This is a genomic window from Ensifer sp. KUDG1 (assembly GCF_050434285.1).
Lineage (GTDB): Bacteria > Pseudomonadota > Alphaproteobacteria > Rhizobiales > Rhizobiaceae > Ensifer.
In genome coordinates this window covers 96,925-113,321 of record NZ_JBNDIG010000012.1, presented here as the reverse complement: position 1 = coordinate 113,321, position 16,397 = coordinate 96,925, and the positions used below count along the sequence as shown (strand labels likewise).

The 16,397-nt window shown below is 62.9% G+C and carries 12 protein-coding genes; 11 read left to right on the top strand and 1 reads right to left on the bottom strand.

All coding sequences use genetic code 11. The features are described 5' to 3' along the window. Positions 1-70: 70 nt before the first annotated feature. From cysG to M2267_RS25815, 6 genes are all read left to right on the top strand, one after another. Entirely contained in the window at positions 71-1,531 is a 1,461-nt protein-coding gene (gene cysG, locus M2267_RS25840) for a siroheme synthase CysG (protein WP_429118468.1), read from the top strand. A gap of 10 nt (positions 1,532-1,541) precedes the next feature. Continuing rightward, positions 1,542-1,856, top strand: a complete 315-nt coding sequence (locus tag M2267_RS25835; RefSeq protein WP_034795732.1) for a DUF2849 domain-containing protein — start codon at positions 1,542-1,544, stop codon at positions 1,854-1,856. 14 nt (positions 1,857-1,870) lie between these two features. After that, complete coding sequence (locus tag M2267_RS25830; RefSeq protein ID WP_429118466.1) at positions 1,871-3,541, top strand: nitrite/sulfite reductase; 1,671 nt, start codon at positions 1,871-1,873, stop codon at positions 3,539-3,541. Between the two features lie 17 nt (positions 3,542-3,558). Further along, on the top strand, positions 3,559-4,059 hold the full coding sequence (locus M2267_RS25825; protein WP_043622098.1) for a DUF934 domain-containing protein: 501 nt from the start codon (positions 3,559-3,561) through the stop codon (positions 4,057-4,059). Positions 4,060-4,206: 147 nt separating this feature from the next. Continuing rightward, positions 4,207-5,019, top strand: coding sequence for a ferredoxin--NADP reductase (locus tag M2267_RS25820; protein WP_043622101.1), 813 nt, complete (start codon positions 4,207-4,209; stop codon positions 5,017-5,019). A 258-nt stretch (positions 5,020-5,277) separates the two neighbouring features. Then, positions 5,278-6,798, top strand: coding sequence for an acetyl-CoA hydrolase/transferase family protein (locus M2267_RS25815; protein ID WP_429118461.1), 1,521 nt, complete (start codon positions 5,278-5,280; stop codon positions 6,796-6,798). A 69-nt stretch (positions 6,799-6,867) separates the two neighbouring features. Here M2267_RS25815 and M2267_RS25810 read toward each other — a convergent pair whose 3' ends face one another. After that, positions 6,868-7,485, bottom strand: coding sequence for a GntR family transcriptional regulator (locus M2267_RS25810; protein ID WP_402316951.1), 618 nt, complete (start codon positions 7,483-7,485; stop codon positions 6,868-6,870). Between the two features lie 370 nt (positions 7,486-7,855). Between M2267_RS25810 and M2267_RS25805 the strand changes: the two genes are divergently transcribed. The 5 genes from M2267_RS25805 (at position 7,856) to M2267_RS25785 (ending at position 16,365) form a co-directional block, all read left to right on the top strand. Beyond that, complete coding sequence (locus tag M2267_RS25805; RefSeq protein WP_429118458.1) at positions 7,856-9,115, top strand: ferredoxin reductase family protein; 1,260 nt, start codon at positions 7,856-7,858, stop codon at positions 9,113-9,115. A 108-nt stretch (positions 9,116-9,223) separates the two neighbouring features. Next, entirely contained in the window at positions 9,224-12,388 is a 3,165-nt protein-coding gene (locus tag M2267_RS25800) for a c-type cytochrome (protein ID WP_429118455.1), read from the top strand. A 10-nt stretch (positions 12,389-12,398) separates the two neighbouring features. Continuing rightward, positions 12,399-13,298 (top strand): OmpA family protein, encoded by a 900-nt coding sequence (locus M2267_RS25795; protein ID WP_429118452.1) that lies wholly within the window; start codon positions 12,399-12,401, stop codon positions 13,296-13,298. After that, positions 13,295-14,845 carry a caspase family protein gene (locus M2267_RS25790; protein ID WP_429118450.1) on the top strand — a complete coding sequence of 517 codons (1,551 nt, stop codon included), beginning with the start codon at positions 13,295-13,297 and terminating at the stop codon, positions 14,843-14,845. Before M2267_RS25795 ends, M2267_RS25790 begins: the two co-directional genes overlap by 4 nt. Continuing rightward, positions 14,842-16,365: a caspase family protein gene (locus tag M2267_RS25785; protein WP_429118448.1), complete on the top strand. Its 1,524-nt coding sequence runs from the start codon at positions 14,842-14,844 to the stop codon at positions 16,363-16,365. The genes M2267_RS25790 and M2267_RS25785 overlap by 4 nt, the downstream gene beginning before the upstream one ends. Positions 16,366-16,397 lie beyond the last annotated feature (32 nt).

Sequence of the window (16,397 nt, the reverse complement as noted above, 5' to 3'; positions counted from 1 at the left end):
CTGTTCCTTCAATTGTCGTGCGCCATAAGGGATATTCGCCGCAGCCTGTAGAAGGAACGACCGTCTAACCATGCCGCAGCAGCTCGCCGTTTTCCCCGCATTCTTTCGCGTCGCGCAAAAGCGCGTGGCGGTTTTCGGCAATGGCGACGAAGCCTTCGCCAAGGTGCGGTTGCTGCTGAACACGGAAGCGTCGATCGTGGTCTTCGCCGACGCGCCGGAAGCGGAGTTCGCGCAATACCTTCGTGAACGCGCCATCGAACATATCGCCGCGGCCTTTGCGCCCGAGCAGTTGGACGGCGCCATCCTCGTTTTTGCCGCGACCGGCAATGCCGCCGATGACCAGCGCATCGTCATCGCAGCGCGCGAACGCAAGATCCCGGCCAATGCCGTCGATCAACCCGATTTCTGCGATTTCTTCACGCCGGCGCTCGTCAATCGTGCTCCGGTTGCCGTTGCCATCGGTACCGAAGGGGCGGGGCCGGTTCTGGCGCAGATGATCCGCGCCCAGATCGATCAGCTGCTTTCACCCTCGCTCGGCGTCGTCGCGTCGCTTGCCGCAAGCTATCGCGAGACGGTCGATCGCCTGGTGCCGCGCGGCGTCGCCCGGCGTATTTTCTGGCGCCGGTTTTTCCAGGGCCCGGTCGCCGACAAGATCGCCGGCGGCGATCTGGCTGCCGCCCGCCGTGAGGCGTCGCGTCTTCTCGATGTGCCTGAGAAGGCGAAAGGCCACGTCTGGCTTGTCGGCGCCGGTCCGGGCGCTGAAGACCTGCTGACGCTCCGCGCCCAGCGCGTGATGATGGAAGCCGACGCGATCGTTTACGATGCCCTGGTGCCGCAGGCGATCGTCGATATGGGCCGTCGCGATGCCGAGCGACTGTCCGTCGGCAAGCGCAAGGGCTGCCACTCCAAGTCCCAAGACGAGATCAACCAGCTGCTGGTGACGCTGGCTGCCGAAGGCAAGCGCGTCGTCCGGCTGAAGTCCGGCGATCCGCTGGTTTACGGCCGCGCCGGCGAAGAGATGGCGGCATTGCGCGAAGCCGGCATCAGCTACGAGATCGTTCCGGGTATCACCTCGGCCTTCGCCGCGGCTGCCGATTTCGAATTGCCGTTGACGCTGCGCGGTGTTGCCTCTTCACTGGTCTTCACGACCGGCCATGACCTGACTGGCGAAGTCCTGCCCGATTGGGCGCGGCTGGCGGTCTCCGGAGCGACGATCGCCGTCTACATGGGGCGGACTGTTGCGGCGTCGGTCGCCGGTCGTCTGATGCAGGCAGGCCTTCCGCCGGAAACGACGGTTGCCGTCATAGAGAATGCCAGCCGCGCCGATCGTCGTCTGCTGCACGGCACGCTGAAGGATCTTGCGGATCTTGAAAACCGCAGCGAGCTTGCGGGTCCGGTCATGGTCATCATCGGCGATGCGGTCGCCGGCGCCAACTTCGAGCGGTCCGAACCGCTGGTCGCAGGCAAGGTGCGCGGCGAGAAGAAAAACGTTGAAGCCGCCTTCGGGCGCAACGAACAGATATTGAATTGAGGAAGAGGTCATGGTGAGCAAGGTTTTGACGGCAAATCGACTTTCGGACGGCATCTCCGTCTGGCTGGATGCCGCGGGCAACTGGGTCGAGCAGCTTCAGGATGCCTTCATCGCCCGCCATGCCGAGGCCGTGACGGCGCTCGAAGCCACCGGCAAGCAGGCGTTCGACGACAACAAGGTTGTTGATGCCAATGTCGTCGATGTCGAAGAGATCAACGGCACGCTTCGTCCGCTGCGCATGCGCGAGCGTATCCGCGCCGAAGGCCCGTCGATCCCGTATGCTGCCGGCTACAATGGCCTGTCCGGCCCGAAACACGCTGCCTGAGGAACCGATACCCGATGTACCGTTATGATGAATTCGACCACGCCTTCGTTTCCTCCCGCGTCGAACAGTTCCGCGATCAGGTCGAGCGCCGCCTGAGCGGTGAGCTTGCCGAGGACGCCTTCAAGCCGCTGCGCCTGATGAACGGCGTCTACCTGCAGCTTCACGCCTACATGCTGCGCGTCGCCATTCCCTATGGCACGCTGTCGAGCCGCCAGATGCGCATGCTCGCCCATATCGCGCGCAAGTATGACCGCGGCTACGGTCACTTCACCACGCGCCAGAACATCCAGTATAACTGGCCGCGTCTGTCGGACACGCCGGATATCCTGCAGGAACTGGCAAGCGTCGAGATGCATGCGCTCCAGACCTCGGGCAACTGCATTCGCAACGTCACCGCCGATCACTTCGCCGGCGCGGCCGCCGATGAGGTCGCAGACCCAAGGCCTTACGCCGAGATCTTGAGACAGTGGTCGAGCGTGCACCCGGAATTCTCGTTCCTGCCGCGCAAGTTCAAGATCGCCGTCACGGGTGCCGAGCGCGACCGCGCCGCGATCCAGGTTCACGACATCGGCCTGCACCTGAAGAAGGACGAAAACGGCCGCATCGGCTTTGCCGTCTATGTCGGCGGTGGCCAGGGCCGCACGCCGATGATCGCCAAGAAGATCCGCGACTTCCTGCCGGAAGAGGATCTGCTCTCCTACACGACAGCTATCATGCGCGTGTACAACCTGCACGGCCGCCGCGACAACAAGTACAAGGCCCGCATCAAGATCCTCGTGCACGAGACTGGCGCCGAAGAACTGTCGCGTCAGGTCGAGGTCGAATTCGCGGCGCTGAAGGACACTGAGCTGAAGCTGCCGGAGACGGACATCCAGGCGATATCGACGTATTTCGCGCCGCCGGCCCTCGAAAACCGCGCCGAAGGCTGGGAGAGCCTGGCACGCTGGAAGAAGACCGATCCGGAATTTTCCCGCTGGGTGCAGCAGAACGTGCAGCCGCACAAGCACCCGGACTACGGCATGGTGACGATTTCGCTGAAGCCGATCGGCGGCATTCCGGGCGATGCCAGTGACGCGCAGATGGATGCCGTTGCCGATATCGCCGAGGAATACGCCTTCGACGAAATCCGCGTCAGCCACGAACAGAACCTGATCCTGCCGCATGTGGCGCTGGCCGATCTCGAGCCGGTTTACCGCGCCCTGGTCGCCTCCGGTCTTGCCACTGCCAATGCCGGCCTGATCACCGACATTATCGCCTGTCCTGGGCTGGACTACTGCGCGCTTGCCAATGCGCGCTCCATCCCGGTCGCGCAGGAGATTTCCACCCGCTTCGGTTCGCCGGAGCGTCAGGCCGAGATCGGCGAGCTGAAGATCAAGATCTCCGGCTGCATCAATGCCTGCGGTCATCACCATGTCGGCCATATCGGCCTGCTTGGCGTTGAAAAGAAGGGTGCGGAACTCTATCAGATCACGCTTGGCGGCTCCGGCGACGAGAACACCTCGATCGGCGAGATCATCGGCCGCGGCTTCGAGCCCGAAAAGGTGACGGACGCCGTCGAGACGATCGTCGACACCTATCTGGGACTGCGCCGCGACAGGGAGGAGACCTTCCTCGAAGCCTATCGCCGCGTCGGCCCACAACCCTTCAAGGATGCGCTCTACGGCAGCGCGCAGGAAGCTGCCTGAGGCTCCGAGGAACAGACATGACGAAAATCTGGAAGGAAACCGGTTTCGTGGGCGATGATCCCTGGATCATCGAGACGGAAGAAACCAAGGCAGGCTCGAACGAGAAGGCGATCGTCGGTCTCGACGCGTTCCTCGCCAAGGTTGCAGACAGCGACGAAACCGGCCTCGGCGTGGTCATCGCGCCGGCCGACGACGTGACGAAGCTTGCACCACACCTCGATCGCCTGGCGTTGGTGGCGGTCGCGTTCCCGGCGTTCAATGATGGCCGCGCCTTCAGCCATGCGTCGCTGCTGCGCGCGCGTCTCGGCTTTAGCGGCGAGGTGAGGGCGGTCGGCGACGTGCTGATCGACCAGATCCCGCTGATGCTGCGTTGTGGCGTCGAAAGCTTCGCTGTCAGCAATGCTACGGCTCTGAAGCGCTTGTCCGAAGGACGCCTGCCGGGCATTGCCGTGCACTACCAGCCGACCGCCAAACCCTCCGCCGACGCTAAATCCTATAGCTGGCGGCGGGTATCATAGGGTAGGGTTGGCCGCGACAGTGTGAAGCACGCCGAAATTCCCAAAAACGACTATATTTGGAAGAGATTTCCTTTCAACAAGGCGTAGCTTGGAATATCGGCTTATTGTTGATAGACAGGGTCATCATTTACAGGACTTGTAGCTAAGATGAATGCTCCGGCAAAAACGGAAGATTTCGCGATCCAGGCACCGGCGGGCGTCTACGTCGAGACGGTGACCAGCGTTGAACACTACACGGATCGGCTCTTCCGCTTCCGCATGACCCGCCCTGCCGAATTCCGCTTCCGCTCGGGCGAATTCGCGATGATCGGCCTGATGGTCGGCGACAAGCCGGTCTATCGCGCCTATTCGATCGCCAGCCCCGCCTGGGACGAAGAACTCGAATTCTTCTCGATCAAGGTGCCGGATGGCCCGCTGACCTCGCACCTGCAGGGGATCAAGCCGGGCGACAAGGTGCTGATGCGCAAGAAGCCGACTGGTACGCTGGTGCTTGATGCGCTGGTTCCCGGCCGCCGTCTCTACATGTTCTCGACCGGCACCGGCATTGCACCCTTCGCAAGCCTGATCCGTGATCCCGAGACCTATGAAAAGTTCGAGGAAGTCATCCTCACCCATACCTGCCGCGACGTCGCCGAGTTGAAATACGGCTTCGATCTGGTCGAGGAAATCCGCAACCACGAATTCCTGAACGAGATCGTCGGCGACAAGCTGCGCCACTATGCGACCGTGACCCGCGAGGAGTTCCCGTTCAAGGGCCGCATCACCGACCTGATGGTGAACGGCAAGTTCTTCTCCGACCTCGGCCTGCCGCCGCTCGATCCGGCTGTCGATCGCGGCATGATCTGCGGCTCGACCGCGATGCTGAAGGACACCAAGGAAATCCTCGAGGCCGCAGGTCTCACCGAAGGTGCCAACAACAAGCCGGCAGAATTCGTGATCGAACGCGCCTTCGTCGGCTGACCCTTTTTTGTGCAATTTATCGTTCGAGGGGCGCGCCAAGGGTGCGCCCCTCGTCGTTTAAGGCGAAATGCCATCGAGCTATGCGTCGGCGGTAGTTCCGCCTTTCCCATTCTGCGTACCGCCCTGCGGTCCCAACGGCTATCGTGCTCCTGCAAATCTTCATAGCGTGCGCACGCAGACATGCGAAAATAGGCGCACGACGAACCAAGCCCGCGCCGTCCTGATATGAGCCTCGTGGGCCATTTCTGGGAGTGCCCGATGAGCCATGTTCCGCCAACCGACCTGGAAGCCAGGATCCGATGCAAGCCGCTGCGTGATCGCATCGCCACGCCGGAAGAAGCGGCTGCGCTGATCAAGGACGGCATGACCATCGGCATGAGCGGCTTCACCAAGGCCGGCGACGCTAAGGCCGTGCCGCTTGCCATGGCCGAACGGGCCGCACGGGAGAAGTTTCGCATCACGCTGATGACCGGCGCCTCGCTCGGTCATGACATCGACAAGACGCTGACGGAGGCGGGAGTTCTTGCCCGGCGCCTGCCGTTCCAGTCGGATCCGGTTCTGCGCGCTGCGATCAACCGCGGCGAGGTGATGTTCATCGACCAGCATCTGTCGGAGACCGTGGAGCAGTTGCGCTCCGGCCAGATCAGCCCGATCGACTATGCGGTGGTCGAGGCGGTGGCGATCACCGAAGACGGCGGCATCGTTCCGTCGACATCGGTCGGCAATTCCGCAAGCTTCGCGATCCTGGCGAAGAAGGTGATCGTCGAACTCAATCTCAGCCATAGTCCCGAACTCGAAGGCCTGCACGATATCTTCATTCCGGCGAAGCGCCCGAGCCGCACGCCGATCCCGGTCGTCGCCTGCGACAGCCGCGCCGGTTCACCCTATATCCCCGTCGATCCCGAGAAGATCGTTGCCATCGTCGTCACCGAGAAGGAGGACAGCGCCGCGCGGATTTCGCCGCCGGATGCCGAGACGACGGCGATCGCCGGCCATCTGATCGGCTTCCTGGAGGAGGAGGTGCGCAAGGGGCGGCTCGACATGACGCTCAATCCGCTGCAGGCCGGCATCGGCGTCATCGCCAATTCGGTGCTGAGCGGCCTCGTCGACAGCCCGTTCCATGACCTGCGGATGTATAGCGAGGTGCTGCAGGACAGCACCTTCGAGCTTTTCGAAGCGGGCAAGCTGAGCTTTGCCTCGGCCTCGTCGATGACGCTCTCCAGCGCCTGGGCCGATCGGGTGTTTCGCAATATCGGCGCCTACAAGGACAAATTGGTGCTCCGTCCGCAGGAGGTGAGCAACCACCCGGAGATTATCCGTCGCCTGGGCGTCATCGGCATCAACACGGCGCTCGAATTCGATATCTACGGCAACGTCAACTCGACCCATGTCGGCGGCACCGACATGATGAACGGTATCGGCGGCTCCGGCGATTTCGCCCGCAACGCCTTCCTGTCGATCTTCGTCGCCAAGTCGGTTGCCAAGGGCGGGGCGATTTCATCTGTCGTGCCGATGGTCTCCCATGTCGACCACACGGAGCACGACGTCGATATCCTGGTGACCGAACACGGCCTTGCGGATCTGCGCGGCCTGGCGCCGCGCGAGCGCGCACCGGTTATCATCGAGAACTGCTGCCACCCGGCCTATCGGGCGCTCTTGTCGGATTATTTCGGCCGTGCCGTTTCTACCCGTGGCGGACAAACGCCGCACATTCTGGAAGAGGCTTTCGACTGGCATGTACGTCGGCTGAAGACCGGCAGCATGATGCCGGTGGCCTGACGCGTTTTGACGAAACCAGTGCGAAAGCAATCGCTTGCCGTGGTTTCTTCTGGTGGAGACAATGCTTCTTCAGGCGTCTGACAGGTAGCTCATCAGCTCAGCCATCGCGGCCGATGCGCCTTCCGCATCGGCCCGCTCGATCGCATCGATCACCGTGACGTGGCGGCGGACCGAGCCGGCCATCTTTTCAGGCGAGGACGAAGCAAACCAGATGCGGCGGGCATGTGTCTGCAGCGGCGCAAGGGCTGCAGTCAGGAACCGGTTCGGGCAGGCTTCTTCCATCAGTTCGTCGAACACTTTGTCGGCGACGAGAAAGCCCTCCATATCGCCTGCCTCGAGGCAGGCGGCCATCTCCGCACCGCAGGCTTTCATCGCGCTTCTGTCTTCGGCGCTTGCGTGCGCTGCGACCAGAGCGGCCGCAAGCGGCTCCAGCTTCTGGCGCGTCTGCATGACGTGCACCTGATCGTCCGGCCGGATCGTGGTGATTTGCAAGCCGACGCGGGGACGGATATCCATGAGACCCTGCCAGGCCAGCTTCTGGATCGCCTCGCGGACCGGTGTTCGCCCAAGTCCGGCAAGTTCGATCAGCTGTCTCTCGGTGACCAGGGCGCCGGGCTCGAGCTTCAACGTGACGATCAGGCGTTCGAGCGCGAGGTAGGCGAGGTGAGCCTGGGATTGCGGTGACATGCCGTTCCTTTGGTTCTGATATATCAGCAGCTTGCACGATTTCGTGCAGCCAGGCAAGCGCCCAGATTGTCCGGATTTGCGCCGGTCACGAGCCGTGGTTTTCCGGGGTGCGCAATCAAATAAGCGAATGCTTAAAAAATACGAATTTCAAAGGCATGAATAAACGAACCTCATAGGACGTTTCCAATCGGAATCGTGTTGACGAACCGAAAGGTGCTTGCCACTCTCCCAACAGGGCCCGCACACGAAAGAGGTGTGAGGGCCGTTGCGGCAAGAACCTGGTTGCATGTTTCCTTGGTCGTTGGCGATCGAAGCCAACAGGAACAAGGTTGGGCAACAACCGTCAGCCATCGGCGTTGAGGGGCGCAAGATGCAAGTGGGCGCGTTTCTGGTCTGGTCCTTGATGGCATTTGCGGCGCTGCTGGCCGTACCCGCAGTCAGTCACACCAATGCATTGACGACGTTTTCGCTGATGGCCTCCTCTGCCGCCTTCGTCGGCATGGCGGTCGCCCAGTTCATGGCTGCACGCCCGCCGTTCGTCGAAGCACTCTTTGGTGGCCTCGACCGCGTCTATCACTTTCACCGCAGGATAGGCATTTCGGTGCTCTGTCTCATCCTCGTGCACTATTTCCTGAAACCCGACTTCAAGGGCCTGGCGCTGACGAGCGGGCTGAACCAGCTTGCCGCATCCGCCGGAGAGTACGCGTTTTACGGTTTCGTCGTTCTGCTCGTTCTCAGCATCGTCAAGACCATTCCGCGGACGAAGATCGAGATCCCCTACCATCTCTGGCGCTACACGCACCGCTTCATCGGCCTGCTCTTCGTGATGGTCGCTTTCCACCAGATGTTCATCAAGCGTCCCTATGACGGCACCGCGCTTCTGGCTGTCTATCTCAACATGTTCGCAGCACTTGGCATCCTCAGCTATGCCTATACCCAGCTGCTGCCGTGGCTGCGAACCCGCGGCTACGAAGTCTTCGATGTCGCCCGGGAGGACGGGGCGACGGTGATTGCGGCGCGGCCGCTGCTGCGTGCCCTGCGCGCCAAGCCCGGGCAGTTCGGTTTTCTGCGGGTGCTGAAGCCGGGGCTGCGTGAGCCGCATCCGTTCACGATTGCCGGCATCGAACCTGACGGCATCGTGCGCTTCGCGATCAAGCCGCTTGGCGATTACACCCAGGCCCTGCGCGACGGCATCGCTGTCGGTGACCGGCTGAAGCTCGAGGGCGGTTATGGCCGCTTCAACCACCGCCGTGGCGGAAAGAAGCAGATCTGGCTCGCCGGCGGCATCGGCGTCACTCCGTTCCTGGCGATGGCGCGGCATCTCAAGGGCGACGAGGGGCAGGACATCCACATGGTCTATTGCGTGCGCGACCGGCGCGAGGCGATCGGCCTGGAAACCTTCGAGGGGCAGGCCGGAAAGCTCGGCAACTTCACGTTTGTCCTGCACGACAGCTCCGTGGACGGTCGTCTGGACGCGGCCAAGCTTGCGAGCGGCAGCGCGATCGATCCGGCGGACGCCGATCTCTGGTTTTGCGGCCCGCCACCTCTCAGGGAGGCGATCGTCAAGGGCCTGAAAGATCTCGGCAAGCGGCCGAATCGGGTTGAGTTCGAGCAATTTCAGTTTCGATAGTGCAGCAGATTTCAGTAGCGACTCTATTTTTAGGGAGTGGGTTTCATGCGCGGTCTGCAGAGAAAGCGAGAAGGCACCTCGTTCTTGTCCGGTTTTGGCCGCGGATCTTTGGCCGCTTCATTCGCGGCGCTGGTCGCCGTCTCGCTCTGTCCCGCTGGCGCCTCGGCGCGCGATGCCTTCGCGGAAGATGCCTTCTCCACCTACAAGGCCAATGTCGACAACGGCAAGTACATGTTCAACGCTGCAGGCTGCGGCGCTTGCCACGGCTCCGGCGACAACACCGAACTGCTCTCCGGTGGTATGGAGATGAAGACGGCGATCGGCACCTTCTATGCGCCGAACATATCGCCGCACGCCAATGGCATCGGCGGTTGGAGCAATGCGCAGTTTTTGAACGCCGTGCTGGTCGGTCTCGACCGGGAGGGCAACAACCTCTATCCGGTCATGCCCTACACCTCCTATGGCGGGATGAAGCCGGAGGATGCGCTCGACATCAAGGCCTATATCGAGACGTTGCCCCAGGCGGACGCGGCGTCGAAAGAGCATGAGATCGCCTTCCCATTCAGTCGCCAGACGACGATCACGCTGTGGAAGCGCAGCCACTTCACGGTGCCGGCCTACCAGCCGCGCGAAGAGACGCAAGCCGAGCGCGGTCGCTATCTGGTCGAGAATGTCGGCGGCTGCGGCGATTGCCACACGCCGCGCACCACGACCTACGGGCTCGACCTGGAGCGCGCCTATGAGGGGGAAAAGGATCTGAGCGGCGCGGTCGCGCCCGACATCAGCAAGGCGAAAATGGCCGGTCTTGCCTCGCCCGACGTTTTCACCAAGGGCTTGATCGAGGAAGGCAAGAAGCTCTCGGGCGCGCCGATCAGCGATCCGGTGATGCGGCGTATCGCCAAGGGGCTGAACGTTCTTTCGGACGACGATCGCCGTGCGATCTATGCCTTCCTTGCCGATCGCGAGGTAAAGGCGCCGGCGCCGGTGGCGCAATCGGTCACGGCCGTCTGCAAGGAGAGCACGGCGACCGAAGCGCTCGGCGGCGGCGATGCGGCGCTGGCGCAACAGGCCGATGCCTTCATCGGCAGATATTGCCGCAATTGCCACGGACCGGGCGAGAGTTCGCAAGGCAGCTACCCGGCAGGCGACCTCGCTTCGATTGCCGCCGACGCAAACTTCGTGACCCCCGGTGACGCCGCTAAGTCGCGGCTCTACGCGACTGTCGTCAGCGGCCGCATGCCGCTCGGCAAGCGGCCCTCTGCCGAGGAGATCAAGGTCTTGGAGGACTGGATCAACGCCCTGAACGAAAAGAGCCTGCCGCAGACGGTCGCCGAGAAACCGGCGCGCGCCCGCCCCATGTTGGGTTATGGCCAGTTCGTTGACGCGGCGCTGAAGGACATTGAGACGGTCAGCGCCCTCGACCGCCCTTACATGCGCTACTTCTCCTATCGCGACCAGTACAACGGCATGATGGGCTGCGAGGACGACCAGACATTCATGAAACGGATGGACGTGCTTGCCGGCGGCTTCAAGAAGCTTCTGAATTCGCTTTCCTACGGGCCGAAACTGGTGCTTCCGACAGAGGTCGATGGCACCAACGGCTTGCTGGTGCGCGTCGATCTGCGCGAACTGCAATGGGATACGGCGGACTATGACTTCCTGATCAAGCGCTACTTCTATGGGGTCGATCCCGACAGCGACGCGTCGCTTTCGGCGCTCTCGAAGGAAACGGCGACGCAACTGCCGATCATGCGGGTCGACTGGTTCATGAGCAACGGCGCGCGGCCGGAGATCTACAACCGTCTGATGAAGTTGCCGACCCAGATCGCCGAACTCGAGAAGCGCTTCAAGATCGACGTCGCCGGCAACATTCGCAGGCGCGACGTGCTGAGGGCCGGGTTTGCCGACGGATCGTCGGGGGTCTCCGACCACAACCGCATGCTCGAACGGCACGACATGCCGTTCGGCGGCTACTACTGGAAGTCCTATGATTTTGGCGGCGACGTCGGCAAGCAGGTGCTGAAGCGCTTCCCGCACGGGCCGCGAGAGCTGGCGCCGCTCGACGCGGGTCTCGTGCCGTTTGAGCATGATGGTGGCGAGATGATCTTCTCGTTGCCGAACGGCCTGCAGGGCTACTACCTCTCGACCTCTGCCGGAAAGCAGCTCGACGTTGGGCCGACGACGATCGTGTCGTTCCGTAAGCGACCGATCGGCAAGGGTGTCGAGATTATCAATGCGCGGTCCTGCGTCGATTGCCACGCCGACGGTATCCTTTCGAAGCGTGATCAGTTGCGCGAGCAGATCGAGACATCGACGCTCTTCAGCAAGGACCAGCAGGACGTACTGCTGGCGATGTATGTGAAGCAGGAGGAACTGGACGAAACCTATCGCAAGGACCGCGAGCGCTTCGTCAACGCGCTGAAGGTGCTCGGCGTCACCGAGCCGACGCCCGACGGCGGCCTCCAGAGCAAGCACGCGCCGGGCGAGGCCGAGATCATCACCTACTTCGCCGACAAGTACGAGGACGAGCTCGATTTCGATGCCCTGGCGGCCGAGTTCGACATGACGCCCAAGCAATTCTCCGAGGCGATCAAGCGGGTGACGAACACCGATGTCCTGCGCCTCGGGCTTGACTGGGTGACGACGCTGGAAGCCGGCGGCACCATTCCGCGCAACGAGGTCGAGCAGCAATATGCGTTGCTGATGGCGCCGCTCACCCAGCGCCGTCCGCTCGACACGACGGCGATCGTCGTTGCCGGTTCCGAGCCGATGGCGGACGCCAGGCCGCAGTCGATCGCCGCCGCCGTGCCGGACTATCGCAAGGACGATGTGGGGGCTGACCACAAGCTCGAACTGGCGCTGAACGTGAAGTCGACGACGGCCAAGGTCGGCGACGAGCTTTCCTTCGAACTCACCGCAAACCAGGCCTGCGAGCTTCAGATCCTCTATGTCGAGGAGAACGGCAATGTCGAGGTCATCCCCGACGTCATGATCGGCGACACCACGCTTAAGCCGGGCGAGCGGCGTCTGATCCCGCAGCCGGGCACAGGCACGCTCACCTTCGACACGCCGGCGCCGGCCGAAACGATGCTGGCCTTCTGTCGCGCCGGCGGCCTCGGCGACCAGAGGCTGACGGTGGAAAAGGCACGCCAATATGTCGCGACCTCGCGGTTGCCACCGACGCGGGGGCTGGCGATCAACCTGGCCAAGCGGGCGCAGGGCGATGCCGGTGCCAGCAGTGTTCAGATGGTGACGTTTGAGATCAAGGATTGATGGGCGAGCCATGGTTCAGCTACGGGCACTTCTCCTCGCTTCGGCCGCTTTGGCGGTTTTCGCTGCGCCGGCCATGGCGTGTGACGGTCTTCGCCTGGCTTCGGAGGCGCTGAACCGCGCCGACGAGGCCGGCACCAAGGTGGCGGCCGATCCCATAAACATGAAAGGCTGCTCGGCTACCGAGATCGCGCTGACCCGGCGCGTCGTGGCGCTCGCAACCTTCAACCGCATTGCAGCCGCGGTGGGGCAGGGCGCCAAGCTTGAGACCTTCGAAACGGAACTGACGGCCGCGAGCCGCGACGCCGGCGGCCCCTGGCAGATCCTCGACGCGCTCGGCGATATCAAGCGCGAGCGCAAGGATTACGACGCCGCGGCGACAGCCTATCAGCAGGCACTGGAAGATGGGGCAAACGAGGAACTGACGCCTGATTGGATGGCGCCGGACAAGGCCTATATCGAGCGGCTGGACCGCCTGGCCTCGGAAATGCGGCTCGCCGCAACCAAGCCGGTCAAGCTCGCCGCGCGCGGCGCCTGCAAGTTCTCCTATCGCGGTGTCTCGATCCGGAAGAAGGCGACGCCGGTGCGCTATGTCTTCGGCACGGCCGAGTTCACGCCCGAAGGTCTCGAGTCGGCCAAGGATCTATTCGAGTGCCTGAAGTCGGCAAAGCCGCCCGCAATTACCCTGATCGGTCACACCGACCCGGTCGGCACGCCCGAGGCGAACATGGTCTTGTCGATCGCCCGTGCCGAGGCCCTGGCGCATTACCTTGTCGATGCAGGCTATCCCGGCACCTGGACCGTTGTCGGCAAGGGCGAGGAGGAGCCGTTCAAGCCGGACGATCCAAGTGCCTATGACGAGATGATGCTGAACCAGCTCGACCGGCGGGTGGAAGTGGATGTGGGCAAGTGAAGGGGCTGCGCGAAATCCTGTTGGCGACAGGCTTGATCGCCTTGCCTACATACGCCAACGCGGCGACCTCGGCGCTTGTTGTCGGCGTCGATGTCTATCCGCACGAAGTGAGCCTCGACGGCGCGGTCAAGGATGCGCTCGACGTTGCGCAGGCGCTGAAGGCGGCTGACGTCGGTCCGATCCGCCAGTTCGTCAATGAACAGGCAACGAAGGCGGCCATACGCTCCGCCTGGACCGATTTGGTCGCGGGTGCGACGCGCGGCGATACGATCGTCTTCACCTATGCCGGGCACGGTGCGCAGATGCCGGAACTGGTCGCCGGCAGCGAGGAGGACGGGCTCGACGAATTTCTGGAATTGCCGGGCTTCGACCGGGCACGTGCCGAGGAGACGGCGAGCGAAATCATCGTCGACAACGAACTCAGCGCCTGGTTCGCGGAGGCAGAAGCCAAGGGCATTCACGTGCTCTTCGTTTCCGACAGCTGTTATTCCGGCGGCATGAACCGCTCGATCTCCGGCAAGACGCGGCTGGCGCCGATGGTGCGCGCCAAGGTGCCGCCACCGTCGAAGGAGGCGCTGTCCGGCGCCAAGGTGAGGGATGTGGAGCTGTCGCAGGTGACGATCCTCGCCGCATCGCTCGAAAGCCAGCCGACGCCGGAGGTGGTGATTGGCGGCGAGCCGCGCGGCGCCCTGAGCTGGAGTTTTGCCCGTGCATTGGAAGGCGCCGCCGATCGCGATGGCGACGGACGGATTTCGCGGGTCGAACTCGAAGACTACGTGTTTTCCAACGTCAAACTGCAATCGGAAGCCCTGCAGGTGCCGAACTTCACGCCGCAGCTGGCGCGCTCCGACAAGGAGATCGTGCTGTCCCTGCCGCGCAGCGCCAAGGTCGGCGTGGCGCCAACAGCGAGCGGCGCGAGGCAGACGCTGAAGTCGCCGCGCGAAACCGGATGGACGGGTACGCTGCCATTGCGCGTCGTCGGTGAGATGTCTGATCTTGCCAATATCGGCGGCAATGGCATGCCCTATCGGTGGGAGGCGGCATCCGGGGTCTTCTACACGCCGAACGGGGACGTCGCCGCCGAACATGTCGCGCCCGAAAGGCTCCAGGGCGTGGTCGACAAATTCATCCTGGTGGATTTTCTGAAAGCGCTTGCGGCGCAGAGCCCGGGGTCCGTTTCGCTAAAACCCGTCAAGGACATCTATTTTGCCGGCGACCGCCTGAATGTGGAGGCGCCGCAGGGCGGCTATGCCAACATGCTGGTCTTCAACCTCGCCAACACAGGTGAAGCGCAGCTGCTCGACGTGCAGATTGCCGGAAGCGAAAGCCACGCCTTCAAGCTGCGTGACCTGGAAGTGGTCAAACCCTTCGGCGCGGACCATCTGGTCGCCATCGCGACCAATGCGCCTGTCGATGCGATCGCGGCCGCCTTCGCCAATTCGAACCTCGATGCCGCGGCGTTGCTGCGCTTGCTCGAAACGCGCCTGGAGGGGAGCGAAAGTACGATTGCCGTTCAACCGCTTTACACGAGAGGTCAGGGCCAATGAGCGCGAGCCTCAGATCGCGGGCGTCGTTCTTCCATATCCTTGCGTGTTTCACGCTGCTCGCCGCTCCTGCGGTCGCCGGCGATCGGGCTTTGCTGATCGGGGTCGGCAACTATCAGAACCTGCCGGCGGAGTTTTCGCTACCGGGACCGGCGAACGATCTCATCGCGATGCAAAAGCTGCTTACGGAACGGCTCGGCTTCGACAGTACGTCGATCCGCGTGCTGAAGGACGGGCAGGCGACCAGGGCGGAAATCCTGTCATCCATGAACGGCTGGCTCGTCGACGCGACCAAGCCCGGTGATCGCGTCTATCTCTATTTTTCAGGCCACGGTCTGCAGGTGAAGGATGCGGATGGCGATGAGGCGGATGGGCTGGATGAAGCGATTGCGCCTGCCGACATCGCTGCCGGCGAGACGGATTGGCAAGGCGCTGTCCTTGACGATGAGATAGATGTGGTGCTGGAGCGCCTGAAGGGGCGCGCGGTGACGGTTGTGATCGATGCCTGTCACTCCGGCACGATCTCCCGGTCGCTGTCCGAGGACATCGCGAAGCCTATCGAAGGCGCCCGCTTTCTCCCGCGTCCCGATGCCAAGCCGGTCGAGCAAGCTCTGACCCGCGGCCTTCGGATCGATCTTGCCCTTGTCGACAAGCCGAAGCTCGTGGAAGCCGGGGTGACCGCCTGGAGCGCGGCGGCGCCCTATCAGGTCGCATGGGACGATGTCCGGCTTCCGACCGCGGATCGGCACGGTGTCTTCACCGCAGCCTTCGTCGCCGGCCAGACCGGCGACGCTGCCGATGCCAATGGCAACGGATTGACGAGCAACGCCGAGCTTCTCGAGTATGTAAAGTCGCAATCTGCGTCCTACTGCGCCTCGCAGGAACAATGCGGCAATCTCGACCCGCAACTGGAAGGCAAGCCCGAGGCGCTCGGCGACAGCGCGATGGTGCCGGAAAAGCGCGATGCGGATGGCAACGGGCAGGGCGCGTATACCATTGCTCCGAACGCAGCGGTGCCGACCTATCAGGCGGCCAGTGCCATCGATGCCGTCGGCGATATCATCGGAAAGAGCGAAGCCGACGATGTCATGCTCTCTATCGATAGGCCGACCACCATGAAGGCCGGCGAAGTCTTCAAGCTGACGGTCAACAGCCGCACGGCCGGCAATCTCCTGCTTTTCGACGTCAACAGCCAGGGCAAGGCAACTCAGATATTTCCCAACGAGTTTGCTCAAAAGATCACGACGCTGGCGCCGGGCGTGCCGCTGACCTTGCCGGATGAATATTACGGCTTCGATTTCGAGGCATCGGGCGAGGGGGACGGCATTTTCGTCGCGCTTGTCGTCAGCGATGCGGTCGACCTGAGCGATCTTGCGCCGACAGCGCGGAGCCTCAAGGTGGAGGTCGATGCGCGCGAGACCTTGAGCGAGATCGTCGCGCGGTTGCAGAAGAACTGGACCGAGGATCTAGACACGCGCGGCATCCACTGGTCGGTTGGCACCCTGCGCTATCGCGTCGAGTAGGATCAAGAACGGTAGAACGAAAAAACCCGCCT

Coding starts and splice junctions, on each gene's coding strand:
- cysG (WP_429118468.1), top strand. CDS start 71: ATGCCGCAGCAGCTCGCCGTTTTCCCCGCATTCTTTCGCGTCGCGCAA.
- M2267_RS25835 (WP_034795732.1), top strand. CDS start 1,542: ATGGTGAGCAAGGTTTTGACGGCAAATCGACTTTCGGACGGCATCTCC.
- M2267_RS25830 (WP_429118466.1), top strand. CDS start 1,871: ATGTACCGTTATGATGAATTCGACCACGCCTTCGTTTCCTCCCGCGTC.
- M2267_RS25825 (WP_043622098.1), top strand. CDS start 3,559: ATGACGAAAATCTGGAAGGAAACCGGTTTCGTGGGCGATGATCCCTGG.
- M2267_RS25820 (WP_043622101.1), top strand. CDS start 4,207: ATGAATGCTCCGGCAAAAACGGAAGATTTCGCGATCCAGGCACCGGCG.
- M2267_RS25815 (WP_429118461.1), top strand. CDS start 5,278: ATGAGCCATGTTCCGCCAACCGACCTGGAAGCCAGGATCCGATGCAAG.
- M2267_RS25810 (WP_402316951.1), bottom strand. CDS start 7,485: ATGTCACCGCAATCCCAGGCTCACCTCGCCTACCTCGCGCTCGAACGC.
- M2267_RS25805 (WP_429118458.1), top strand. CDS start 7,856: ATGCAAGTGGGCGCGTTTCTGGTCTGGTCCTTGATGGCATTTGCGGCG.
- M2267_RS25795 (WP_429118452.1), top strand. CDS start 12,399: ATGGTTCAGCTACGGGCACTTCTCCTCGCTTCGGCCGCTTTGGCGGTT.
- M2267_RS25785 (WP_429118448.1), top strand. CDS start 14,842: ATGAGCGCGAGCCTCAGATCGCGGGCGTCGTTCTTCCATATCCTTGCG.